Source organism: Delftia sp. NA_296.1 (assembly GCF_052692095.1).
In genome coordinates this window covers 144,774-165,556 of sequence record NZ_JBQZGF010000008.1, presented here as the reverse complement: position 1 = coordinate 165,556, position 20,783 = coordinate 144,774, and the positions used below count along the sequence as shown (strand labels likewise).

Annotated in this window: 24 protein-coding genes; 15 read left to right on the top strand and 9 right to left on the bottom strand. The window is 69.2% G+C overall.

Annotated elements, in window-relative coordinates; translation table 11 throughout:
* Positions 1-39 precede the first annotated feature (39 nt).
* The gene (prpC, locus tag ACUTR7_RS20205; protein ID WP_445609660.1) at positions 40-1,236 is read right to left on the bottom strand and encodes a bifunctional 2-methylcitrate synthase/citrate synthase; all 1,197 of its coding nucleotides are present in this window, start codon (positions 1,234-1,236) and stop codon (positions 40-42) included.
* Positions 1,233-1,631: an acyl-CoA thioesterase gene (locus ACUTR7_RS20200; RefSeq protein ID WP_012207660.1), complete on the bottom strand. Its 399-nt coding sequence runs from the start codon at positions 1,629-1,631 to the stop codon at positions 1,233-1,235. Before ACUTR7_RS20200 ends, prpC begins: the two co-directional genes overlap by 4 nt.
* Before the next feature lie 117 nt (positions 1,632-1,748).
* Between ACUTR7_RS20200 and ACUTR7_RS20195 the strand changes: the two genes are divergently transcribed.
* Positions 1,749-3,161 (top strand): short-chain fatty acyl-CoA regulator family protein, encoded by a 1,413-nt coding sequence (locus ACUTR7_RS20195; RefSeq protein WP_445609659.1) that lies wholly within the window; start codon positions 1,749-1,751, stop codon positions 3,159-3,161.
* A gap of 36 nt (positions 3,162-3,197) precedes the next feature.
* Here ACUTR7_RS20195 and ACUTR7_RS20190 read toward each other — a convergent pair whose 3' ends face one another.
* Positions 3,198-4,163, bottom strand: coding sequence for a ferritin-like domain-containing protein (locus ACUTR7_RS20190; protein WP_445609658.1), 966 nt, complete (start codon positions 4,161-4,163; stop codon positions 3,198-3,200).
* Between the two features lie 332 nt (positions 4,164-4,495).
* Between ACUTR7_RS20190 and ACUTR7_RS20185 the strand changes: the two genes are divergently transcribed.
* Positions 4,496-4,846, top strand: a complete 351-nt coding sequence (locus tag ACUTR7_RS20185; RefSeq protein WP_013800492.1) for a hypothetical protein — start codon at positions 4,496-4,498, stop codon at positions 4,844-4,846.
* A 64-nt stretch (positions 4,847-4,910) separates the two neighbouring features.
* Here the strand turns inward: ACUTR7_RS20185 and ACUTR7_RS20180 are convergent, their stop codons facing one another.
* Complete coding sequence (locus ACUTR7_RS20180) at positions 4,911-5,117, bottom strand: hypothetical protein (protein WP_013800491.1); 207 nt, start codon at positions 5,115-5,117, stop codon at positions 4,911-4,913.
* A gap of 271 nt (positions 5,118-5,388) precedes the next feature.
* Between ACUTR7_RS20180 and ACUTR7_RS20175 the strand changes: the two genes are divergently transcribed.
* From ACUTR7_RS20175 to ACUTR7_RS20165, 3 genes are read left to right on the top strand one after another with little or no spacing between them, the layout of a single operon-like run.
* Positions 5,389-5,712: a hypothetical protein gene (locus ACUTR7_RS20175; RefSeq protein ID WP_043821628.1), complete on the top strand. Its 324-nt coding sequence runs from the start codon at positions 5,389-5,391 to the stop codon at positions 5,710-5,712.
* A 27-nt stretch (positions 5,713-5,739) separates the two neighbouring features.
* Positions 5,740-6,261 carry a low affinity iron permease family protein gene (locus ACUTR7_RS20170; RefSeq protein ID WP_043821626.1) on the top strand — a complete coding sequence of 174 codons (522 nt, stop codon included), beginning with the start codon at positions 5,740-5,742 and terminating at the stop codon, positions 6,259-6,261.
* A 34-nt stretch (positions 6,262-6,295) separates the two neighbouring features.
* A complete protein-coding gene (locus tag ACUTR7_RS20165; RefSeq protein ID WP_096914134.1) occupies positions 6,296-6,529 on the top strand; it encodes a hypothetical protein in 234 nt (77 codons plus the stop codon).
* Between the two features lie 7 nt (positions 6,530-6,536).
* On the opposite strand, the gene ACUTR7_RS20160 is transcribed toward ACUTR7_RS20165, so the two are convergent.
* Positions 6,537-7,415, bottom strand: a complete 879-nt coding sequence (locus ACUTR7_RS20160) for a c-type cytochrome (RefSeq protein WP_043821625.1) — start codon at positions 7,413-7,415, stop codon at positions 6,537-6,539.
* Between the two features lie 72 nt (positions 7,416-7,487).
* Here ACUTR7_RS20160 and ACUTR7_RS20155 point away from each other — a divergent pair, with 72 nt between their 5' ends.
* From ACUTR7_RS20155 to ACUTR7_RS20115, 9 genes are all read left to right on the top strand, one after another.
* The gene (locus tag ACUTR7_RS20155) at positions 7,488-7,874 is read left to right on the top strand and encodes a c-type cytochrome (RefSeq protein WP_445609657.1); all 387 of its coding nucleotides are present in this window, start codon (positions 7,488-7,490) and stop codon (positions 7,872-7,874) included.
* On the top strand, positions 7,871-8,809 hold the full coding sequence (locus tag ACUTR7_RS20150; RefSeq protein ID WP_445609656.1) for a cytochrome c oxidase subunit II: 939 nt from the start codon (positions 7,871-7,873) through the stop codon (positions 8,807-8,809). The genes ACUTR7_RS20155 and ACUTR7_RS20150 overlap by 4 nt, the downstream gene beginning before the upstream one ends.
* Positions 8,788-11,337: a cytochrome c oxidase subunit I gene (ctaD, locus tag ACUTR7_RS20145; protein WP_445609655.1), complete on the top strand. Its 2,550-nt coding sequence runs from the start codon at positions 8,788-8,790 to the stop codon at positions 11,335-11,337. Before ACUTR7_RS20150 ends, ctaD begins: the two co-directional genes overlap by 22 nt.
* A gap of 100 nt (positions 11,338-11,437) precedes the next feature.
* Positions 11,438-12,211, top strand: a complete 774-nt coding sequence (gene otsB / locus ACUTR7_RS20140; RefSeq protein WP_445609654.1) for a trehalose-phosphatase — start codon at positions 11,438-11,440, stop codon at positions 12,209-12,211.
* Positions 12,208-13,734 (top strand): alpha,alpha-trehalose-phosphate synthase (UDP-forming), encoded by a 1,527-nt coding sequence (locus ACUTR7_RS20135; protein WP_445609653.1) that lies wholly within the window; start codon positions 12,208-12,210, stop codon positions 13,732-13,734. Before otsB ends, ACUTR7_RS20135 begins: the two co-directional genes overlap by 4 nt.
* Positions 13,735-13,845: 111 nt before the next feature.
* The gene (locus tag ACUTR7_RS20130; RefSeq protein ID WP_445609652.1) at positions 13,846-14,934 is read left to right on the top strand and encodes an acyl-CoA dehydrogenase; all 1,089 of its coding nucleotides are present in this window, start codon (positions 13,846-13,848) and stop codon (positions 14,932-14,934) included.
* Positions 14,922-15,680, top strand: coding sequence for a PIG-L deacetylase family protein (locus ACUTR7_RS20125; protein ID WP_202758823.1), 759 nt, complete (start codon positions 14,922-14,924; stop codon positions 15,678-15,680). The genes ACUTR7_RS20130 and ACUTR7_RS20125 overlap by 13 nt, the downstream gene beginning before the upstream one ends.
* Positions 15,677-16,285 carry a class I SAM-dependent methyltransferase gene (locus ACUTR7_RS20120; protein WP_445609651.1) on the top strand — a complete coding sequence of 203 codons (609 nt, stop codon included), beginning with the start codon at positions 15,677-15,679 and terminating at the stop codon, positions 16,283-16,285. Before ACUTR7_RS20125 ends, ACUTR7_RS20120 begins: the two co-directional genes overlap by 4 nt.
* Entirely contained in the window at positions 16,282-17,040 is a 759-nt protein-coding gene (locus ACUTR7_RS20115) for a glycosyltransferase (RefSeq protein ID WP_445609650.1), read from the top strand. The genes ACUTR7_RS20120 and ACUTR7_RS20115 overlap by 4 nt, the downstream gene beginning before the upstream one ends.
* On the opposite strand, the gene ACUTR7_RS20110 is transcribed toward ACUTR7_RS20115, so the two are convergent.
* The 3 genes from ACUTR7_RS20110 to ACUTR7_RS20100 all read right to left on the bottom strand — a co-directional run bounded on the left by ACUTR7_RS20110 (position 17,010) and on the right by ACUTR7_RS20100 (position 18,918).
* The gene (locus ACUTR7_RS20110) at positions 17,010-17,570 is read right to left on the bottom strand and encodes a DinB family protein (protein WP_445609649.1); all 561 of its coding nucleotides are present in this window, start codon (positions 17,568-17,570) and stop codon (positions 17,010-17,012) included. The genes ACUTR7_RS20115 and ACUTR7_RS20110 overlap by 31 nt on opposite strands.
* Positions 17,571-17,592: 22 nt before the next feature.
* Positions 17,593-18,450, bottom strand: a complete 858-nt coding sequence (locus tag ACUTR7_RS20105) for a PhzF family phenazine biosynthesis protein (RefSeq protein WP_445609648.1) — start codon at positions 18,448-18,450, stop codon at positions 17,593-17,595.
* A gap of 63 nt (positions 18,451-18,513) precedes the next feature.
* Complete coding sequence (locus tag ACUTR7_RS20100; RefSeq protein ID WP_445609647.1) at positions 18,514-18,918, bottom strand: VOC family protein; 405 nt, start codon at positions 18,916-18,918, stop codon at positions 18,514-18,516.
* Positions 18,919-18,987: 69 nt separating this feature from the next.
* On the opposite strand from ACUTR7_RS20100, the gene ACUTR7_RS20095 reads away from it, so the two are divergent.
* Positions 18,988-20,355 (top strand): aminotransferase-like domain-containing protein, encoded by a 1,368-nt coding sequence (locus ACUTR7_RS20095; RefSeq protein ID WP_445609646.1) that lies wholly within the window; start codon positions 18,988-18,990, stop codon positions 20,353-20,355.
* On the opposite strand, the gene ACUTR7_RS20090 is transcribed toward ACUTR7_RS20095, so the two are convergent.
* Complete coding sequence (locus tag ACUTR7_RS20090; protein WP_013800474.1) at positions 20,339-20,779, bottom strand: nuclear transport factor 2 family protein; 441 nt, start codon at positions 20,777-20,779, stop codon at positions 20,339-20,341. The two genes, ACUTR7_RS20095 and ACUTR7_RS20090, sit on opposite strands and share 17 nt — an antisense overlap.
* Positions 20,780-20,783: the final 4 nt, after the last annotated feature.

The window sequence follows — 20,783 nt, the reverse complement described above, 5'->3', positions numbered from 1 at the left end:
GGCCTGCAGCCCGCCCGCCAGGTTCAGGACAGCTGCGGCTCAGGCGCGCGCATCGAGGGGCACGAACTTCTGGTCCTCCGGCCCCGTGTAGTTGGCGCTGGGGCGGATGATCTTGTTGTCCTGGCGCTGCTCGATAACGTGCGCTGCCCAGCCGCTGGTGCGCGCGATCACGAACAGCGGCGTGAACATGGCCGTGGGCACGCCCATCATGTGGTAGCTGACGGCGCTGAACCAGTCCAGGTTGGGGAACATCTTCTTGACCTCCCACATCACCGCTTCCAGCCGGTCGGCAATGTCGTACATGCGGGTGGTTCCCGCCTCGTCGGACAGGCGCTTGGCCACGCCCTTGATGACCACGTTGCGCGGGTCGCTGACGGTGTAGACCGGGTGGCCGAAGCCGATGACCACTTCCTTGGCATCGACGCGGCGGCGGATGTCGGCCTCGGCCTCGTCGGGCGTGTCGTAGCGCTTCTGGATCTCGAAGGCCACCTCGTTGGCGCCGCCATGCTTGGGGCCGCGCAGCGCACCGATGGCTCCTGCGATGGACGAATACATATCGCTGCCCGTGCCCGCGATCACGCGCGCCGTGAAGGTGGAGGCGTTGAACTCATGCTCTGCATAGAGGTTGAGCGAGGTGTGCATGGCGCGCACCCAGCCTTCCGACGGCCGGTGGCCGTGCAGCAGGTGCAGGAAGTGGCCGCCGATGGAGTCGTCATCGGTCTCCACCTCGATGCGCCGGCCCGAATTGCTCCAGTGGTACCAGTACAGCAGCATGGAGCCCAGGCTGGCCATGAGCCGGTCGGCAATGTCGCGGGCACCCGCCAGGTTGTGGTCGTCCTTTTCGGGCAGCACGCAGCCCAGGGCCGAGACGCCGGTGCGCATCACGTCCATCGGGTGGGCGCCGGCAGGCAGCTGCTCCAGCGCCTGCCTGACACTGGCCGGCAGGCCGCGCAGCGCCTGCAATTTGGTCTTGTAGGCCTGCAATTCGGGGCGCGTGGGCAGCTTGCCGTGCACCAGCAGATGGGCGATTTCCTCGAACTCGCAGACCTCGGCAATGTCCAGGATGTCGTAGCCGCGATAGTGCAGGTCGTTGCCCGAGCGGCCCACAGTGCACAGCGCCGTGTTGCCGGCGGTCACACCCGACAGCGCGACGGATTTCTTGGGCTTGAATGCGGACGCAGATTGTGCAGTTGGCGCAGATGGCGCAGATGGCGCGTCGATGATCGTGGTACTCATGGAAGGGTCTCCTGGTTCAGATAGGAATGGGCAATGGCGGCGGGAAGGCCGTTGTGGTCGACAGCCACCATCTCGAACAGGCCCTTGAGCACGTCCTCGCAGGCAATGCCCGGCGCCTGGGCCGACGCGGTGACGCAGACCGTCATGGAGCTGCGCCCTACCCGGCTGACCCAGCCGCGCAGGACGATCTCGTGGCCCACGGGCACGGGCGCCAGGAAGTCGATGCCGGTGACGGCGGCCATCACCACCTCGCGCTGCGCCAGGCTGCGCGCTGCGAGAAAGGCGGCCTTGGCCATGAGCTGCAGGCCCTGGCCCGCGAACAGCGTGCCGTGGTGGTTGGCCAGCGCGGGCAATACCAGTTCGCGCAACTCGGCGGTTCCAGCAGGTGTTGTCATGCTTCGCAATCTACGCAAAATAGCGGCTCAGCCATAGGGCTGAAAAGGCAAATTCTTGCGAAACGAAACCCACGATATTGCGAATTCTGCGAATAACAGCCACCCGAGGAAACAGGCATGAAGAAGACATTCATGGGCGTCAAGCTGCGCAAACTGCGCGCGGAGCACGGCCTGTCCCAGATCGCCCTGGCCCACGCGCTAGGCCTGTCGCCCAGCTATCTGAACCAGCTGGAGCAGAACCAGCGGCCGCTGACGGTGTCGGTGCTGCTCAAGCTCAACCGTGCGCTGGGCGTCGATATCCAGCAGTTCTCGGAGGACGAGGAAGCGCGCCTGGTCGCCGGCCTGCGCGAGGCCCTTGCCGAGGCGCCCGAATCCATTGCCCTGCCCGAGCTGCAGGAAGTCGCCGCGCAGATGCCCGCCCTGGGGCGTGCGGTGATGGCGCTGCACCGCCGCCATCTGGAAGCCCTGGAGCGCATCGAGAGCATGTCGCTCAGGCTGGGCGATGACCGCTCGGACATGCCGGTGGCGCGCACCATGCCGTTCGAGGCCGTGCGCGATTTCTTCTTTGCGCACCAGAACTATTTCGATGAGGTGGACCGCGCGGCCCAGGCCCTGGCCGGCGAGGCGCGCGCGGACCCGGGCCATCTGGCGGACTGGCTGGTCCGGCGGCTGCAGCAGCGCCACGGCGTGCAGGTGCATCGCTCGGAAGACTCCCGGCAAAGCCAGCGCCGCTTCGACCCGGCCACGCGCTCGCTGTGGCTGTCCTCGGCGCTGGAGCCTGCGCAACAGGCCTTCCAGCTGGGCACGCAGCTGGCCTTGCTGGAGATGGGCGAGACGCTGGACCGGCTGATCGCCACCGCCGCCTTCCAGGGCGATCCGGCGTCATGCAAGCTGGCCCGCGTGGGCCTGGCCAACTACTTTGCGGGCGCGCTGCTGCTGCCCTACGACCTGTTCCTGGAGGAGGCCGAGCAACTGCGATACGACATCGACCTGCTGGGCCAGCGCTTTGGCGTGGGCTTTGAAACCGTCTGCCACCGGCTGAGCACGCTGCAGCGGCCGGGCGCACCGGGCGTGCCGTTCTTCTTCGTGCGCGTGGACCGCGCGGGCAATATCTCCAAGCGCCAGTCGGCCACGCATTTCCACTTCAGCCGCACGGGCGGCACCTGCCCGCTGTGGACGGTGTACGAGGCCTTCGGCCAGCCCGACCAGGTCCTGCGCCAGCTGGCCAGCATGCCCGACGGGCGGCGCTACCTGTGGATTGCACGCTCGGTCTCGCATGGCCAGCGCGGCTATGGTTCGCCGCGCAAGACCTTCTCCATCGGTCTGGGCTGCGACATACGCCATGCCGCGCGCCTGGTCTATGCCAAGGGGCTGGATCTGGGCGATCCGGAATCGGCCACGCCCATCGGCATGGGCTGCAAGGTCTGCGAACGCGACCAGTGCACGCAGCGCGCCTTTCCCTATGTGGGAAAGGCGCTGCATGTGGATGAGAACGCCAGCCGCTTTGCGCCCTATGGCGTGGGCGGCTGACGATTCCGTGGCCCGCGCGGTGCGCGGGATGCGCGGTCAGGCTGCGCTGCGGTAACGGTCGCGCAGGTCGCGCACTTCATCGTGGTTGCGCTGGGCACCCTGGGCCTGGCGTTCCACCACCACGCGCACGGCCGGTGGCAGCGGTTGCTTGAGCGCCTTGCGGTACTGGGCGACGGCGGAGTCCTCGCCGCGCTCGCATTCCTCCAGCACCGCCTTGTCGTCCTGCGAGGTCAGGGCCGTCTTCACGGACACCCAGCCCCGGTGCAGCGCGCCAGCCACCGTGCCGCCCGATGCCGGCTCTCCGCCGAGCCTGCGGATTTCCGCTTCCAGCTCCCGCGCGGCAACACCGCACTCGGTGGAATGGCGCATGAACAGGGCCTTGAGGTCGGGCGAGTCGGCGTTCTCGGAGGAGGTGCGGAAGCCGTACTCGCCATCGCGGCAGGATTCAAGCAGGTCGTTGAGCACGTCCACCACATCGTCGTTGTCGATATCGCCCGTATAGGCGGGGGCGACGATGGTGCCCGTCTCGTCACGGACATCACGGCTGCCTGCGCGCGCCCAGGCGGCGCGGGCTGCGGGCCGGGCCTGGTCCCAGTCCAGATGGCTGGCGCCACGGCGCGTGGTCCATTCGCGCTCCCACTCGGCGTCGAAGGCATCGAAGTCGGCATCGCGGCGTGCGGCGGCCGCGTTCCAGCCCAGCTCGTAGGCGGGGCGGTATTCCTCGTAGCTGCGGCCAGCCACGTAATAGGGCTCGCTCTGGTAGGCATCGCGCCAGTAGGCATCTTCAACCGTGGGGTTCACGGCCTCGGCTGCACCCTTGCCGGCCAGCCCGCCGACCACGGCACCGGCCACGCCGCCCACGGCAGCGCCGATGGGGCCACCCATTGCGCCGAATGCAGCGCCGGTGACGGCGCCGCCTGCTGCGCCTATGCCGGTGCCCACCGGGTGCGCGCCGGGTGCGTCGGACAGCGGGTCACGGTTTGCGGGGTTCGATTGCGTCATGGAATGTGCTCCTTGGCAGTTGAAAGTGATTTCTATGCTGATGGCCGCGGCGGCCGTCCGGCGTGCGCGCTTGCGGCCATGTGCCGTAGGAACGCAGCGCCCTGCCCTTGCGGACATCGCGCCAGTCCCCTGTGGCCATTTTTCGCACTGCCGCACGGGGCAAATACAGGGCAATCGGCGTGCCTGCCGGCCCTCCCGCATCGGACTGCATCCGAGCGCATCGGCACGCTCCTACCTCCAGGAAAGTGCTGTGCCCACCCCCGCTGCAAGCCCGCGCAGGCAGGCTTGATCCATGACCCGGCCACGGTGGCCGGACCCCCTTGGAGATCACCATGCGCACCCCGAACAACACGGCTGCCACCGGCAGCGACACTCCCCAGATCGACCGCAGCGAGGACGCCAGCGCCGACCTGCCCGAAGGCAAGGACATCAACGAGCACCTGAGCGCGGAAAAGGATGTGGCCGATTCCATCGCCGAGGCCTCGGCGCACCGTTTCGACGACATGCCGCAGGACGGCCCGCTGAACTTCGACGATGGAACCGACATGGGCCACCCGCGCGGCAACACGCAGCGCGAAGGCGGCACCTGGCAGGCCGAGGGCGCGGACAGCGGCAGCCTCAGGCCGCCCGCCGAAATCCTGTCCGACCGCAATGGCCCCAGCGACCGCAAGAACGGGCGTTGATGCACCCTCGCACGCCATGAAAAAAGGGCACCCGAGGGTGCCCTTGTCGCGAGGAAACGGCAATTCATCCAGCGCCGCGGTCACCGCCTGGGCCGCCGCCCTTGTTCTGGCGCGTCTGGGCCTGGTTGCCGCTGCCGACATGGGCCTCACGGTCATGGCGGCTTTCGGGCGTTCGCTGGCCTTCGTTCCTTTGCGTGGGCGGCTTCGCGCCCTGGCGGTTGTGATCGTTCTCCACCTTGCCCTTGCCGGGCTCCTGTCTGTCGCTGCTCATATCGCGCTCCTTGTCTATGGTGCCGGGCCCCATCGCTGCAGGGCCGGACTTCCAGTCTAGGCAGCGCGCAAGGCCCAGGCAGCGGGCCATGGGCGCCCGCCGGCGTGGGGCGTCTCCCACAGAGCAAACGACGTGCCTGAGAACGGCGTTCATGCGCGAGGCATCTTTTCGTTCCTGCGCTTTCGGCGTGGTCCCACGGCGGCTGCGCACGGGCGAAGAGACCATGGCCCAAGCGCCGCCTGCGCAGGCCCGCGAACGAAAGGAAGACGCCATGAAAGACAAGACCCCATCCGCATCCAAGTCCTCTGCACCCACACAGGCGAAGCCGTCGGGCGATGGCCAGACCAAGCTGCCCGGACAGGTCGGCAAGGCGCCCCATGCGCCCGGTGAATCCGATGCAGCCGACGCATCCGAGCAAGGCCTGCGCCTTCCGCACGAGCGCGACCAGAGCCTGGACGCCACCAGCGATGCGCCCGATCCGGTGATGCGCCAGGCCCATGACGACATTGTTTCCGGCCAGGTGGATACCGACATGCGGCAGACGCCGGGACTGGATGCCGAGCAGCGCAAGAAGATGGTGCGCAAGCAGCCTTGATCGATTTTTTCCGGACGGTTTTCCCCCATGCAAAGCACAAGTTCCACACCAAGCCGCCGCACACCGGGAGACGCCCTGGGCTCCATGCCCGAGACAAGCAGTGCCTCGTATGCCGACCACTCGCGCCTGCTGTCGGCCTTCGATCATTTCGCCAGCAGAGTGACGCGCTGGGCCGGCACGCCCATGGCCTTTTGCGTGGCCCTGATCTGTGTGGCCGTATGGGCCGTGGCGGGGCCGATGTTCCACTTCTCGGAGAACTGGCAGCTGGTCATCAACACGGGCACGACCATCGTGACCTTTCTGATGGTGTTCCTCATCCAGCAAAGCCAGAACAAGGACAGCGTGGCCCTGCACCTGAAGCTCAACGAGCTGCTGGCAGCCAACAAGATTGCCAGCAACCGCATGATCGGCATCGAGGGGCTGGACGAGGAGCAGCTGCAGCAAGTGGCGGCCTTCTACGTCAACCTGGCCGCCCGCGCGCGCGAAAGCGGAGCCTGCAAGGAATGCCACTCCATCGACGAGGACGACCCGGCACGGCCCGGCAACTGAGGCGGCCTGACTGCACTCCATCCAGGTAGAACCCATGCCAGACATTCCCGATTGGCTCCAGTGGCCTGCCTTTGCGGCCTCCCTCATCGGCGCATGGTGGGTGGGCTCGCGTTCCGCCGGGCGGCGCAATGTGGGCTTCTGGATCCTGATGCTCAGCAATGTGCTGTGGGCGCTGTGGGGATGGTCCACGGGTGCCTGGGCACTGGTGACGCTGCAGGCCTGCCTGGCCATCACCAACATCCGCGGCTCCATCAAGGCCGAGCGTTGAGCCAGCGCTAGCGCAAGCTGGCCAGGTAGGCAGCAATGTCCCGTGCATCCTGCTCGGCGACCCCCATGGCGGGCATGGCGGTTCCCGGCTTGACGGCGTCGGTCTGCACCAGCCAGCGCACCATGTTGTCGGGCGTGTTGTCCAGCACGCCGGCAATGCGGGTGCGGCGCGCCATGCCGTCCAGCGGCGGCCCCACCTGCGGGCTGGCCTGGGCCTGGCCCGCCACCGTGTGGCAGCCCACACAGGCGTACTGGTACAGGGCCCGCTGCCCGCGCACGGCATCACCGGGCCGCAGCGCCTGCACGGGCGGCCTGCACGGCTGGAAGACATCGTCCCGGCCCGCGTGTCCTGCGGAGCCCACCACCCAGTCCTGCCCCGCCATCGCGGCGAACTGCGGCGGCGACAGCTGCGGCATCTTCTGCACGAAGGCGACCACCGCCCAGAGATCGTCCTCCGACAGGCGAAATTCCCAGGAAGGCATGCCCGTCATCTTCAGCCCGTTGCGCGTGAGCCAGTACAGCTGGCCGGCGTTCCATCGCTGCGTGGCGTCGATCAGGGGCCCGGGCAGCGGCTGCATGCCCTGGCCCGCCGCCCCCTGGGCCACGCCGGGGCCGCCGTGGCACTGCACGCAGTGCTGGCGATAGCACTGCGCACCGCGCGCCAGCATGGCTTCGTCCGCCGCGCGCGGCGGCTCCAGGCCCCGCGCGTGGTAGCGCACGGACTGGCGCATGGCAATGTCCAGCAACTGGTAGACCGGCTTCAGGTGCTGGCGATTGGCGGCCACGTTGTAGACGCCGCTGGACACCAGGGCGGCAGCCAGCCCCGCTGCCGCGCAGGCAACGGCCAAAAGCGTGAGTGCCACGGTGCGCAGCTTGGTGGAGGCCATGAGAAATTGTCCTACCCGCCCTGCTGCGCGAATGTCAGCAGATCCTGATTGGGGACGCGGAATAATTTCCCCATGCCCGAGGCGCTCCCTTCCTTCCTGCACCGGCGCCAGCGAGTCGCCGCAAGCCTGTGCGCCGCTTTCTGGCTTGCGAGCGGCGGTGCGGCAGCTGGAGAGGAAAGCGCGTCGGTCGAGCGCGGCAGGCTCCTGCTGGCCCAGTACCGCTGCGGCAGCTGCCACAGCATTCCGGGGGTGGCCGATGCCCGGGGACGGGACGCCACGCCGCTGGACGGCTTCGGGCGGCGCAGCTATATCGCCGGGCGGCTGCCCAACCTTCCGGACATCCTGAGCGCCTGGATCGTGCACCCGCAGGCACTGGTGCCCTCCACCACCATGCCGTCGCTGGGCGTATCGGCAGTGCAGGCGCGCGACATGGCAGCCTACCTGGGCAGCCTCCAATGAGCGGCGCGGCAGCCGCCACCCCCCAGTCATCGCTGCATGCGGGCAGCGTGCAGGCGGCCTCGTTCGGAGAACTCAGTGCCGTGCTGTCCGTGGGCGCGGCGGCGCTGCTGCTGGGCGTGATGCTGCTGCTGGCCCTGTCGCTGGGCCGCGCGCGTCCGGTGCGCGTGCGCCTGTGGCTGGTGGGTGGCGGCATCGCCCTGCCCGTTGCCGTGCTGACAGCCCTGTTCTTCTACGGAGAAAGCCGCCGCCCCGACTGGCGCCCCATGCCCCCGGCCGACGCATTGGTGGTGACCGTGACGGCACACCTGTGGTGGTGGGACATACGCTACAGCGATCCGCGCACGGGCGCCGAGTTCGTGACGGCCAACGAGGTCCGGCTGCCCGTGGGCCGGCCCGTGTACTTCGCGCTGGCCAGCGGCGATGTGATCCACAGCTTCTGGGTGCCGGCACTGGGCGGAAAAATGGACATGGTGCCGGGCCGTCTGCAGCACCTGCTGGTACATCCCACAGCCGAGGGCCGCTGGCGCGGGCAATGCGCCGAGTATTGCGGCGAGCAGCATGCGCGCATGGCGCTCGACGTACTGGTGGTGGCGCCGCAGGCGTTCGAGCGCTGGTCCGCCGCGCAGGCGCGGCCCGCCTCCGTTGCCGAGAACCATCCGGGGCTGCAGGCTTTCGAGAAGCACCGCTGCAGCTTCTGCCACCGCGTGCGCGGCGTGGCCGACGAGGCCTCGCGCGGCCTGGGGCCGGACCTGACCCATGTGGGCGGCCGCCTGTCGCTGGCCGCCGCCAGCCTGCCCAACACGCCGCAGAACCTTCGCTCCTGGATCACCCATACGCAGCAGCTCAAGGCCGGGGCGCGCATGCCCTCGGGCGCCGGACGTGTGCCCGACCACGAACTGGAAGACATCGCCGCATGGCTGAGCACCCTGAAATAGATGCTGCCCCGCCGCACGGCTTTCCCAGCGCCCTGCCCCGCCCCGCCGGGGAGCGCGAAGCACTGGAGCGTGCCTGGGCACGCCCGCGCGGCTGGCGCATTTTCAGCGCCGTGAACAACACGCAGATCGGCGCCTTCTACATCGTGACGGCACTGCTGTTCTTCGTGCTGGGCGGCATCCTGGCGCTGGTGATGCGCGTGCAGCTGGCCGTGCCCGACAACGACCTGCTGGACGCCGCCACCTACAACCAGATGTTCACCATGCACGGCACGGTGATGATGTTCCTGTTCGCCGTGCCCGTGGTGGAGGCGATTGCAGTCTTTCTGCTGCCGGGCATGCTGGGCGCCCGGGACCTGCCCTTTCCCCGGCTGTCCGCCTATGCCTTCTGGGCCTATGCGATCGGCGGCCTGGCGTTCTTCTGCACCATCTTCTGGGGTGTGTCGCCCGATGGCGGCTGGTTCATGTACCCGCCGCTCACGAACAAGCAGTACTCGCCCGGCATCGGCGCGGACTTCTGGCTGCTGGGCATCGGCTTCATCGAGATCTCGGCGATTGCGGGCGCCATCGAGCTGATCGTCGGCATTCTCTTCACGCGCGCACCGGGCATGACGCTGAGCCGGATGCCGGTGTTCGCCTGGGCCACCCTGGTCAGCGCGCTGATGATCGTGTTCGCCTTCCCGGCCGTGATCGCGGCCACCACGCTGCTGGAGCTGGAGCGCGCCTTCGACTGGCCCTTCTTCAATCCGCAGTCCGGCGGCGACCCGGTGCTCTGGCAGCATCTCTTCTGGTTCTTCGGCCACCCGGAGGTCTACATCATCTTCCTGCCTGCGGCCGGCATGGTGTCCATGATGGTGCCCGCCATGGCAGGCACGCCCCTGGTGGGCCAGCGCGCCGTGGTCTGGGCGCTGGCCGGCGTGGGCGTGGTCAGCCTGCTGCTGTGGATACACCACATGTTCGCGGCCGGCCTGGGGCTGACGGCGCTGCTGCTGACTTCCATCGCCAGCTTCGTGGTGGCCATTCCGAGCGGGCTTCAGGTCTTCGCCTGGATTGCCACCTTCTGGCAGGGCCGCGTGCGCATGGACACGCCCACGCTGTTCCTGCTGGGCTTTCACTTCATCTTCGTTCTGGGCGGGCTGACGGGCGTGATGGTGGCCGTGATTCCGTTCGACTGGCAGGCGCATGACAGCTACTTCATCGTCGCCCACCTGCACTACGTGCTGATCGGCGGCATGGTGTTCCCCGTGTTCGCGGCCCTGTACTACTGGCTGCCCGTGTTCAACGGCGCGGCGCTGTCCGAGCGGCTGGGACGCTGGATATTCGCCCTGCTGTTCGGCGGCTTCAACATCGCCTTTTTCCCCATGCACCTGACAGGCCTGCTGGGCATGCCGCGCCGTGTCTACACCTACGCGGACGCGCTGGGCTGGAACGGGCTGAACCTGCTGTCCACCGTGGGCGCCTTCATCTTTGCGCTGGGCGTGCTGCTGCTGTTCATCGACGTGGCCCGGGCCGTGCGCCGGCCGGACCGCGACCATCGCAATCCCTGGCGCGCAGGCACGCTGGAATGGCTGCCGCCGCGCGAGTACGGCGTGCGCAGCATTCCCGAAGTGCGCGGCACCGAGCCGTTGTGGGACCGGCCATCGCTGGCGCAGGAAGTGGAGGAAGGGCGCCACTGGCTGCCCGGCACCGTCTTCGGCGGCCGGGAAACCCTGCTCACCGATGCGCGCAGCGCGCGGCCCGTGCAACTGCTGCGCCTGCCCACCGATGGCTGGCCGCCGCTGCTGGCCGCAGCGGGCACGGCCGCCTTCTTTTTGCTGCTGACCGTGGAATGGGTGGCGCTGGCCTTTGCCTGCGGCCTGGGCGCCATCGCCGCCATGCTGGCCTGGATCTGGCAGCTGGACCGCACTGCGCCGGCCCCCCGGGCCGAGGTGGCCACGGGCATCTTCCTGCCCGTGCAGCCGGCCGGCAGGCGATCGCATTCCTGGTGGGCCGTGCTCATCCTGTGCACGGTGGACTTCACGGTCTTCGCCTCCTTCGCCTATGCCTACATCCACCTGTCGATGGCGCTGGAGGTCTGCCCTCCGCCGGGCGCGGCCCTGCCCGCGCCCTCCCGGGCCATGGCCAACGTGGTGCTGCTGGCCGCCAGTGCCCTGCTGCTGCGGCACTGCACGCGCTCACCTTTGGGAGAGGGACCGCACAGGCAGCGCCTGCTGCGTGCCTGCGCCTTGGGGGCCCTGGTGTGCGCGGTGGGAGCCTTTGGCCTGTCGCTGGCAGGCCATCTGGACGCGGGGCTTTCACCGCGTGCGGACGGCTGGAGCGCGGCCGTGGGCGTCATCGTGGCCTACCAGGGCTTTCACTGCGTGCTGATGATGGTGCTGGGCGGCTTTTTGCTGGCCCGATCATGGTCCGGCCATCTGCAGCCCCGGGCGCGCGCCACGCTGGACAACGTGGGCCTGCTCTGGCAGGCCGCAGCCCTGCAGGGCATTCTGGGCGAGGCCATTTTGCGCCTGGTGCCGACGCTCATGGGCTAACCGGACCGCTTTCATCGAGAGACTGCGGCGCATGGCCGATCCCCGCACAAGCGCTCGGCTGACGGCCGATGGACCCGGCACTCGATACCTTGGTCTCTCCATGGAAACACCTCCGCTCCCCACCTGCAGATCCGCGCTGTTCCTCGACTTCGATGGCACGCTCGTGCCCCTGGCCGAGACACCGGACGCCATCCGGCCGGATCCCGCCCTGCTCCCGCTGCTGGCCGGCCTGCAGGGCCGGCTCGATGGCGCGCTGGCCATCGTCACAGGCCGTCAGATCGAGGTGCTGGACCGCTACCTGGCGCCGCTGTGCCTGCCCGCCGCCGGCGAGCACGGCCTGCGCCGGCGGGACTGCAGCGGCCGGCTGCACGGCCGGGCATGCGCCATGCCCGCGCCTTTGCTGCAGCTGTGCCATGCGCTGGCGCAGGAACATCCGGCCTTGCTGGTGGAGCGCAAGCCCTCGTCCATCGCGCTGCACTACCGGCGCGCGCCACAGCTGGCGGCGCTGTGCCTGGATACATTGACCCGCGCCTTGCAGCGCTGGCCGCAGCTGGAGCTGCTGCAGGGCAAGTGCGTGCTGGAGGTCAGGCCTGCAGACATGGGCTCCGGCATGGGCACCGGCAAGGGCAGCGCCATTGCGGCCTTCCTGCGCGAAAGCCCGTTCGCTGGCCGCGTCCCCGTCTTCGTGGGCGACGATGTCACCGATGAAAGCGGCTTTGCCATGGTGCAGTCGCTGGGCGGCATGGCCGTCAAGGTGGGCGTGGGAAGGAGCGTGGCGCGACACCGGCTGGACAGCCCTTGCACCGTGCATGCCTGGCTGCGCCAGGCATCACTGGCACTGGCTGCGCAGACCTGCGCGGAGGCCCTGCCATGAGCCGGCTGGTGGTGATCTCCAACCGCGTGGCCGATCCGGGCAGGACCGCAGCCGGGGGCCTTGCCGTGGCCATGGGCGATGCGCTGCGGCAGACGGGCGGCCTGTGGTTCGGCTGGAGCGGAACCGTCACCGACGACGGTGCCCAGGCCGCGCCTGCCGGCCATGTGCACCGCACCCAGGCCGGCAAGGTCACGCTGGCCACGGTGGACCTGGACCGCGCGGACCACGACAGCTACTACGCGGGCTACAGCAATGGCGTGCTGTGGCCCGTCTTCCATGGTCGGCTGGACCTGGCGAACTTCGACACGGGCCTTGCGGCCGGCTACCGCCGCGTGAACCAATTGCTCGCGCGCCGGCTGCTGCCCCTGCTGGCGGAGGACGACATCCTCTGGGTGCATGACTACCACCTGATCCCGCTGGCGGCCGAGCTGCGCGCCCTGGGCTGCCGCCAGCGCATCGGCTTTTTCCTGCACATCCCATTGCCCCCGCCGACCCTGCTTGCGGCCATTCCCGAGCATGCATGGCTGATGCGCTGCCTGTTCGCCTATGACCTCGTGGGCCTGCAGACCCGACAGGACGTGCAGCATTTCGAGCGCTATGTCTGCGAGGAGGCGGGCGGCCAAGCCCTGGGCGACGGCGCATTCCGCGCCCATGGCCAGCGCCTGGTCTGCCGCGCCTTCCCCATAGGCATCGATGTGGAAGGTTTCATGGCGCTTGCACAGGGCGGCGCCTCGCGGGACATGTACGAGCGCATGAAGCACGAATACGCCCAGCGTCGCCTGCTGCTGGGCATAGACCGGCTGGACTACTCCAAGGGCCTGCCGCAGCGCCTGCGCGCCTTCCGGGAGCTGCTGGCCCGTCATCCCGAGCAGCGCCGCCGCGCCACGCTGATCCAGATCGGCTCGCCCACGCGCGAGGGCCTGGACGCGTATGCCGACATACGGCGTGAACTCGAATCGCTGTGTGGCGCCATCAACGGCGACTACGGCGAACTGGACTGGATGCCCGTGCGCTACATCCACCAGACCCTGCCGCGCGATGGCATTCCGGGCCTGTGCCGTGCGGCGGCCGTGGGCCTGGTCACCCCGCTGCGCGATGGCATGAACCTGGTGGCCAAGGAATACGTGGCGGCCCAGGACCCGGCCGACCCCGGCGTGCTGGTGCTGTCGCGGTTTGCCGGCGCTGCCGAGCAGCTGCAGGAGGCGCTGCTGGTCAATCCCTACGACGTGCACGGCACGGCAGCCGTGGTGCAGCAGGCCCTGCAGATGCCGCTGCAGGAAAGGCGCCAGCGGCACCAGCGGCTGCTGCAGCGCATTGCCGATCAGGACGTGCACTGGTGGCGCAAGGCCTTTTTGTCTGCCTTGAAAGAGGCCAGGCCGCTGGAGCACAGGGAAAGGGAAGGCTTCGGCATTCCCGTTCCCTCGATCAGGCAGGAGCAGGCACCGCTGCGCCTGGAACTGGCCGCCTGCCCTGCCGACGGCGTGGAGCGGGACGCCTGCCGGTCGGTGGTCTCCGACAGGTAATGCCTTCCTGCTCCTGCGGCGCCGCGTTCATCCTCCCGGCACCATGGCATCGCCTGGCGCCTCCCCCCATTTCCAGGCTGCGCAAGGCACGAAAAAGGAAGGTGAGCGGTGATGGCCCAGAACAACGACGAGCACGCCAATGCGTGGACATGCAGCGACACGCTGGCCCAGGCCTTGCGCGGCCATGCTGACCTGTCGCCAGCGGACCAATTGGCCCTGCTGGTAGCGCAGGGCGCCGACCGCCTGCCGCTGCCGGGCCATGGCCACACGCTGCAGCGCTGGCGAGCACTGGCCGAAGTGGCCGCCCACAGCCTGGGCCTGGCCAAGCTCTATGAAGGCCATACCGATGCCCTGGCCATCCTGTCCGAACTGCAGGCCGACCTGGCCACCGAGGGACTGCGCTGGGCCGTCTGGTGCGCCGAGCCACCGGGCGAGCGCGTGCAGGCCACGGCGACATCTCCCGACGCCACGCAACGGACGACGCTGCAGGCAGGCTCGGCGGTTCGCCTGTCCGGCCACAAGCCCTGGTGCTCCGGCGCACGGGCCGTGGACCGCGCCCTGGTCAGCGGCTGGCTGGCAGACGGCCAGCGCTGCCTGATCGCCGTCACCATGGACCAGCCCGGCATCCGCAGGGACGACAGCCACTGGCAGGCCGTGGGCATGGCCGCCAGCGCCAGCGCCGATGTGCACTTCGACGGCGCCACCGGCGTGCTGGTCGGGGCCCCGGGCCAGTACCTGAGCCGCCCCGGCTTTCACCACGGTGGCGCGGGAGTGGCCGCCTGCTGGTACGGTGCCGCCGCCCGCATTGCCAGCCATCTGCAGCAGGCCGTCAGTCAAGGAGAGGACCCGCACCGCCAGGCCCACCTGGGCGCGCTGGACGTGGCCCTGGCCAGCGCGGCCGGCCTGCTGCGCGACGCTGCGGCCTGCATCGATGCCACGCCCTCGGACCCCTGCCTGCTGGCCGTGAGCCGCGCCCGCCTGGCCGTGGAAGCCGCCGCCGAAGAGGTGCTGCGGCGCGTGCCGCGCGCCATCGGCCCGGGGCCGCTGTGCAAGAACAAGAGCCTGGCCCTGCTGATGGCCGACCTGCCCGTTTTCATCCGCCAAAGCCATGCCGAGCGCGACCAGGCCGCGCTGGGCCGCCTGCTGGCCGAGAAAGCACAGGCCTCGCAGGCACCGGGAGGCGCGGCATGGATGCTGTGAAGCCGCGCCTCATCGAGGGCCGTGGCACGCCCGAATCGCGCTGGCAGGCCTGGTTTGCGCAACGCCGGCCAGCGCAGGTATCCATGGACGACCTGCTGGAGGGCCGGCGCCGCGCCGTCATCGTCGCGCCGCACCCGGATGATGAAATCCTGGGCTGCGCCGGCCTGCTGCACCGCTGTGCCGAGCGGGGCATGCCCTGCCTCATCGTCTCCGTGACCGATGGCGGAGCCAGCCACCCCGACTCGACGCTGTGGCCGCCGCAGCGTCTGGTGCGCGAGCGCGTGCAGGAGAGCACCCAGGCCCTGGCCCTGCTTGCGCCGCAGGCGCAGGTGCTGCGGCTGGGCCTGCCCGACGGCCGTATCGCCGAGCATGCAGCGCAGTTGCTGCAGCGGCTGGAGCAGTTGCTGCAGCCCTCGGACGCGCTGCTGTGCACCTGGCGCGAAGACGGTCACCCGGACCACGAGGCCACGGGACAGGCCTGCGCCGCGGCGGCCCGGCACACGGGCTGCCGGCTCTTCGAGCTGCCGATCTGGGCCTGGCACTGGGCCGAGCCCGGCGACGCGCGCGTGCCCTGGCACCGCGCCGCCGCCATTGCGCTGGCACCGCAGGAGCTGGCGCTCAAGCGCAAGGCCCTGTCGTGCTTTCGCAGCCAGCTGCTGCCAGACCCGTCCACGGGCCGCGACGCCGTCCTGCCGTCCTGGGCCACGCAGCGCCTGCTGCGCCCGTTTGAAGTGGTGTTTCTATGAACGGCGCCAGGCAGCACTTCGAGCAGATGTACCAGTCCGACCCCGACCCCTGGCAGGTCGCATCGCGCTGGTACGAGCGGCGCAAGCGCGATCTGCTGCTGGCCGCCCTGCCGCGCGAGCGCTATGCCCACGGCTTCGAGCCCGGCTGCGGCAATGGCGAGGCCACGCAGCGCCTGCTGCAGCGCTGCGACCGGCTGTGCGCCGTCGATTTCTCGGACAGGGCCGTGGATCTGTGCCGCCAGCGGATTGCACCGCAGGACCGCGCACGCCTGGACCTGCAGGCCCTGCCCCTGCCCTGGCAATGGCCACAGGTGCCACAGATGCCGCAGCAAGGCTTCGATCTCATCGTGGTCTCGGAGCTCGCCTACTACTTCGACGACGCGGCACTGGCGCATTTCAACCGCCAGTGCCTGGTCTCGCTGCAGGGCGGCGGCCACTGGCTCATGTGCCACTGGCGGCATGGCGCGCACGATCACCTGCAGACCACTCGCACCCTGCATGACAGCGTGTCGGCCCATGCGCAGCTGCACTTGCTGCTGAGCCACAGCGAGCCGGATTTCCAGCTGGACATCTGGCAGAAAACCCCTGAAAGGACGGACAGATGATCGGCGTGTGCATCCCAGCCCATGACGAGGAAGACCTCATAGGCCGCTGCCTTGACAGCGTGTTTTGCGCGGCCGCCCATGCCGACCTGCAAGGCGAGACCGTGGCCGTCGTCGTAGTGCTGGACAGCTGCCAGGACGCCACCGAATCGGCCGTGCGCCGCTGGCCCGCCATCCCGTTGTCCATTGCCGCGCGCAACGTGGGCAAGGCGCGGGCCCTGGGGTCGGAGTACCTGCTGCTGCTGGGCGCCCGCTGGCTGGCCTTCACGGATGCCGACACCACGGTCTCCCAGAGTTGGCTGGCCGACCAGCTGGCGCTTCAGTCCGACGTGGTCTGCGGCACGGTGCAAGTGGCCGACTGGTCGGCCCACGGCGTCCAGGCGGACACGGCGCGGCGGCACTTCGAGACCACCTACACGGACCGCGACGGCCACCGCCACGTGCACGGCGCCAACCTGGGCATCTCAGCCTGGCACTACCGCCAGGCCGGCGGGTTCGACGCACGCACCTGCGGCGAGGACCAGGACCTGGTGGACCGCCTGGCGGCCGGCGGCGCCCGCATCGCCTGGTCAGCCCGGCCCCGGGTGATGACCAGCGGCCGCGCCTACTCGCGCGTGGCCGACGGTTTTGCCGGTGCGCTGCGCCAGGGATGGGCCCTGCCCGGCAACACGCCGCCTGAGCTACCCGTGCTCCAGGGCGCCCTGGTGCAGCAGGCCCTGGCCCTGCCTCAACCGCAGGCCGGCTCGTCCACGCGGTAGCAATCCCTGAGGAACACCGGCAGGTCGTTGGCCGGCGGCACGAAGGGCACCTGGTACATCATGTCGCTGACAAAGCCACGGTGGTAGCTGCCGTGGTTCACCACGTGCAGCACGATCTGCTCGCGCGTCATGGCGCCCTGCCCGCCGCCCACGAACTCGAAGTGCACGACCTTCGCCAGTTCCTCGTCCGGGCATGCGTCGACGAACTCCGTGTACCAGCGGTCCATTTCCTGCACCGATTCCCACAGCGCCGGCAGCGTGGGCGTGTGGTCGGTGTTGCGCATGGTGTAGCCATGTTTGCGGCCCTGCAGGTGGTGCCTGAAGATGTCCTCCACCACAAGGACGTGGTTCAGCGTGCGCACCATGTTGCCGAAGCTCGTGGGCCGCTGCTTCAGGGCCTCGCCTTCGGGCAGCTCCATCACGCTCTTGAAGGTCAGGCCGTTGGCCCAGGCCTTGTAGCGCACCAGCATTTTCAGGTTGGCCCTGGCCGATGAGACGGGAGCGCGCGGGCTCTCTTGTATCGCTGTCATTCGTGGTTTCTTTCGGTGTGGATCAAAGGCCGCTCAGTGCGCCTTCGACATGGGTGCGCGCAGTGCCGCCCACCCAGACCTGGCCCGTGCCGTCACGGGTCAGGAAGATGCGGCCGTCACGGCCCAGACAGCGGCCCTGGGCGGCAACGTAGTCGCTGTCCATCACCCCTGTCGCAAACAGCCACTGCGCCAGCGAGGCGTTGAGGCTGCCGGTGACGGGGTCTTCGACGATGGCGCCCTGGTGATCGGAGAAGAAGGCGCGCACCTCGCAGGCGGCAGGGCTGGCACCGCCGACACCCCTGGCATAGGGTCCCACCACGCCCACGTCCATGCGGGTGGGCCACTGCCGGGCCGGGTTCAGCGCAAGCACCTTCTCGGCCGAGGCCAGGCGGATGCCCAGCCAGCCGGGGCCGTTGTCTATCCACGAGGCGCCCTGCACCTCTTCGGCAGTGATGCCCAGCATGCGCAGCGCGGCATCCAGCTCATCGGCGGTGGGCGCGCCAAAGCGCAGCATGGGCGGCGCGGCGAATGCCAGCCGCCCATGCTCCTGCCGTATCTGCACCAGTCCCGCCCCGCACTCCTGGACGATGTGGCCTGCGTTCTTGGGCGCACCGCGCTGGGACAGCCAGGCATGGCAGCTGCCCAGCGTGGGATGGCCGGCAAAAGGCATCTCCCGGTCCAGCGTGAAAATCCTCACGCGGTAGTCGGCCTGCGCCTGCGTGGGCGGCAGCAGGAACGCGGTTTCGGAGAGGTTGAACCAGCGTGTCAGCTGCTGCATCTGTGCGGTGGTCAGCACCTGCCCACCGGTGATCACGGCCAGCGGATTGCCAGACAGCGGGCCGCTGGCGAAAACGTCGACCATATGAACGGCAATGCTCATGAAGACAGTCCTTGTTGCATGGAAAGGAAAAGAAAGGGAAACGGGCGGCGGGCCCGTGCCGCGCTACGGCCGCACATCGGCGCGATGCACCACATGGACCTTGTTGCCGTCGGGATCGCGCAGGTAGGCGCCGTAGTAGCCATCGCCGTAATGCGGGCGCGGGCCGGGCGGGCCTTCGTCGCTGCCGCCCCGGGCCAGGCCGGCGGCATGGGCCGCGTCCACCGCGTCGGGCGACGGGGCCACAAAGGCCACCATGGCGCCATTGCCCGCCGTGGCCGGCTCGCCGTTGAAGGGGCTGTAGACATAAAAGCGCGGCAAGGCCGCCGGCGGCGCCACCCAGCACAGCGCGGCCGGCCCGCCATCGGGCTGGACGGCGCGGCGCTGCAGTCCCAGCGGGAAAAGCACCGCGTCATAGAAGCGGCCGGCCCGCTCGAGATCACGGGAGCCGACGGTGATGTGGCTGAACATGGGGTGAACGTTACACTATCGAGAAATGAAATAGTGTCACGGCACACTCATTTTTTCCTTGCCCCGACCATGCTCCTGCCCTCCCCCTGGACGCCCCGTCTTGCGCGCATTGAAGCCAGTGCCACCGAGCGGCTGGCGCGCGCCCTGGCCGACGACATCGTCGAAGGCCGGCTGGCCGGCGGCGACCGCCTCCCCGCCCACAGAGACCTGGCCGACAGGCTGCAGATCGGCCTGGGCTCGGTGACCAGGGCCTATGCGCTGCTGGAGCGCCGGGGGCTGACACGCAGCGTCAAGGGCCGGGGCACCTTCGTGGCGTCACAGCAGGCGCAGGCTGGCGAGGACATCGACCTGTCTTCCAACGCGCCGCCGGCCGCCATCAGCGAACGCATGCTGGCGCGCACGCTGACCGCCATTGCGCGCCGCATCGATGCCGATCACTTCAATTCCTACGCGCCGCCGGGCGGACATCCGGAGCATCGCCGCGTGCTCGCGCGCTGGCTGCAGACGCTGGGCCTGAACGTGGAACCCGACCACATGGTGCTGACCAGCAGCGCGCGCCAGGCGCTGTCGCTGGCCCTTGACCTGGTCTGCCAGCCCCGGGGCCGGCTGCTGACCGAGCGCATCACCTACCCCGGCGCCATTGCCCTGGCCCGGCGCAAGGGCTGGGCCCTGCAGGGCCTGGCCATCGACGCTCAGGGCCTGCTGCCGCAGGCGCTGGCCGATGCGCTGGACGGCATTCCGGCAGGCCATGGCAAGGTGGTCTACCTCACCCCCACGCTGCACAACCCGACCACGGCCACCATGGGCGCGGAGCGCAGGCAGGCGATCGTGGACATCTGCCGCAGCGCAGGCGCCTGGATCATCGAAGACGGCGTGTATGCCGCCTGCTTGCCCGATCACGCACCCTTGGCCCATCTGGCCACGCTGGCGCCCGAAATCACGCTGCATGTGAACGGGCTGTCCAAGTCCCTGGGACCGGGGCTGCAGGTGGGCATGCTGGTGCTGCCCGCTTCGCTGTGCGGCGCGGCTGTGGAGCTTGTGCAGGAGATGTCCATGGCGCCTTCGGCCCTCTCCTGCGCCGTGATCGATGAATGGCTGTCGCACGGCGTGGTCGCTTCCCTGCAGGCCGACCTGCGCCATGAGGCACAGCGGCGCTGCCGGCTGGCCGCATCACACCTCGCCTCACACCTGAGTGGCTCCGGCCTGGTGCTGCACCCCGAGGCCTACAACGCCTGGCTGCCCATGGAGCGCGAAGCCGCCGACCGACTGGTATCGGCCGCAGCGGCGCTGGGTTTGAAGCTGACCGATCCGGGCTCGCTCATGGTGGACCCGCAGGAACAGGCCAGCGGGTTGCGCATCTGCCTGGGTGCGCCGCGTTTGGACGCGCTGGACGGCGCCCTGGCGCAGTTGGCCCGGCTGCTTACTGCGGCGCCCTGAGCTTGTGCTGCAGCGCCCTGGCCACGGCGCCCAGCACGGGGACCTTGGCGAAGATTTCCTCCACCGGGTCCCAGAAATCCCGGTGCGTCGCCACCAGCCCGTCGCCATCGAACTGCAGGTAGCTGGTGCCGCAGATGTGCATGGGCTGGCCGGATGAGCGCACAAAGCCCAGCTCCCACAGCAAAAAGCCGCTGTCGCCCTGCACCGCGCCGTGGCTGACGGCGAAGCGGGGCCGGTCGAGCTGCTCGAACATGTGGGAAAACACGCGCTCGATCGCAGCGTGGCCGCGCACCTCGTTGAACGGGTCCTTGAACAGGGCCTGCTCGGCATACAGGGACAGCAGCGCCGGCAGGTTGTCGCGGCGCAGGGCCTCGTAGGCCTGGGCCAAGCGGGCCAGTCGCGGATCGGATATGCCGCTGCTCATGGGT

Coding starts and splice junctions, on each gene's coding strand:
- prpC (WP_445609660.1), bottom strand. CDS start 1,236: ATGAGTACCACGATCATCGACGCGCCATCTGCGCCATCTGCGCCAACT.
- ACUTR7_RS20200 (WP_012207660.1), bottom strand. CDS start 1,631: ATGACAACACCTGCTGGAACCGCCGAGTTGCGCGAACTGGTATTGCCC.
- ACUTR7_RS20195 (WP_445609659.1), top strand. CDS start 1,749: ATGAAGAAGACATTCATGGGCGTCAAGCTGCGCAAACTGCGCGCGGAG.
- ACUTR7_RS20190 (WP_445609658.1), bottom strand. CDS start 4,163: ATGACGCAATCGAACCCCGCAAACCGTGACCCGCTGTCCGACGCACCC.
- ACUTR7_RS20185 (WP_013800492.1), top strand. CDS start 4,496: ATGCGCACCCCGAACAACACGGCTGCCACCGGCAGCGACACTCCCCAG.
- ACUTR7_RS20180 (WP_013800491.1), bottom strand. CDS start 5,117: ATGAGCAGCGACAGACAGGAGCCCGGCAAGGGCAAGGTGGAGAACGAT.
- ACUTR7_RS20175 (WP_043821628.1), top strand. CDS start 5,389: ATGAAAGACAAGACCCCATCCGCATCCAAGTCCTCTGCACCCACACAG.
- ACUTR7_RS20170 (WP_043821626.1), top strand. CDS start 5,740: ATGCAAAGCACAAGTTCCACACCAAGCCGCCGCACACCGGGAGACGCC.
- ACUTR7_RS20165 (WP_096914134.1), top strand. CDS start 6,296: ATGCCAGACATTCCCGATTGGCTCCAGTGGCCTGCCTTTGCGGCCTCC.
- ACUTR7_RS20160 (WP_043821625.1), bottom strand. CDS start 7,415: ATGGCCTCCACCAAGCTGCGCACCGTGGCACTCACGCTTTTGGCCGTT.
- ACUTR7_RS20155 (WP_445609657.1), top strand. CDS start 7,488: ATGCCCGAGGCGCTCCCTTCCTTCCTGCACCGGCGCCAGCGAGTCGCC.
- ACUTR7_RS20150 (WP_445609656.1), top strand. CDS start 7,871: ATGAGCGGCGCGGCAGCCGCCACCCCCCAGTCATCGCTGCATGCGGGC.
- ctaD (WP_445609655.1), top strand. CDS start 8,788: ATGGCTGAGCACCCTGAAATAGATGCTGCCCCGCCGCACGGCTTTCCC.
- otsB (WP_445609654.1), top strand. CDS start 11,438: ATGGAAACACCTCCGCTCCCCACCTGCAGATCCGCGCTGTTCCTCGAC.
- ACUTR7_RS20135 (WP_445609653.1), top strand. CDS start 12,208: ATGAGCCGGCTGGTGGTGATCTCCAACCGCGTGGCCGATCCGGGCAGG.
- ACUTR7_RS20130 (WP_445609652.1), top strand. CDS start 13,846: ATGGCCCAGAACAACGACGAGCACGCCAATGCGTGGACATGCAGCGAC.
- ACUTR7_RS20125 (WP_202758823.1), top strand. CDS start 14,922: ATGGATGCTGTGAAGCCGCGCCTCATCGAGGGCCGTGGCACGCCCGAA.
- ACUTR7_RS20120 (WP_445609651.1), top strand. CDS start 15,677: ATGAACGGCGCCAGGCAGCACTTCGAGCAGATGTACCAGTCCGACCCC.
- ACUTR7_RS20115 (WP_445609650.1), top strand. CDS start 16,282: ATGATCGGCGTGTGCATCCCAGCCCATGACGAGGAAGACCTCATAGGC.
- ACUTR7_RS20110 (WP_445609649.1), bottom strand. CDS start 17,570: ATGACAGCGATACAAGAGAGCCCGCGCGCTCCCGTCTCATCGGCCAGG.
- ACUTR7_RS20105 (WP_445609648.1), bottom strand. CDS start 18,450: ATGAGCATTGCCGTTCATATGGTCGACGTTTTCGCCAGCGGCCCGCTG.
- ACUTR7_RS20100 (WP_445609647.1), bottom strand. CDS start 18,918: ATGTTCAGCCACATCACCGTCGGCTCCCGTGATCTCGAGCGGGCCGGC.
- ACUTR7_RS20095 (WP_445609646.1), top strand. CDS start 18,988: ATGCTCCTGCCCTCCCCCTGGACGCCCCGTCTTGCGCGCATTGAAGCC.
- ACUTR7_RS20090 (WP_013800474.1), bottom strand. CDS start 20,779: ATGAGCAGCGGCATATCCGATCCGCGACTGGCCCGCTTGGCCCAGGCC.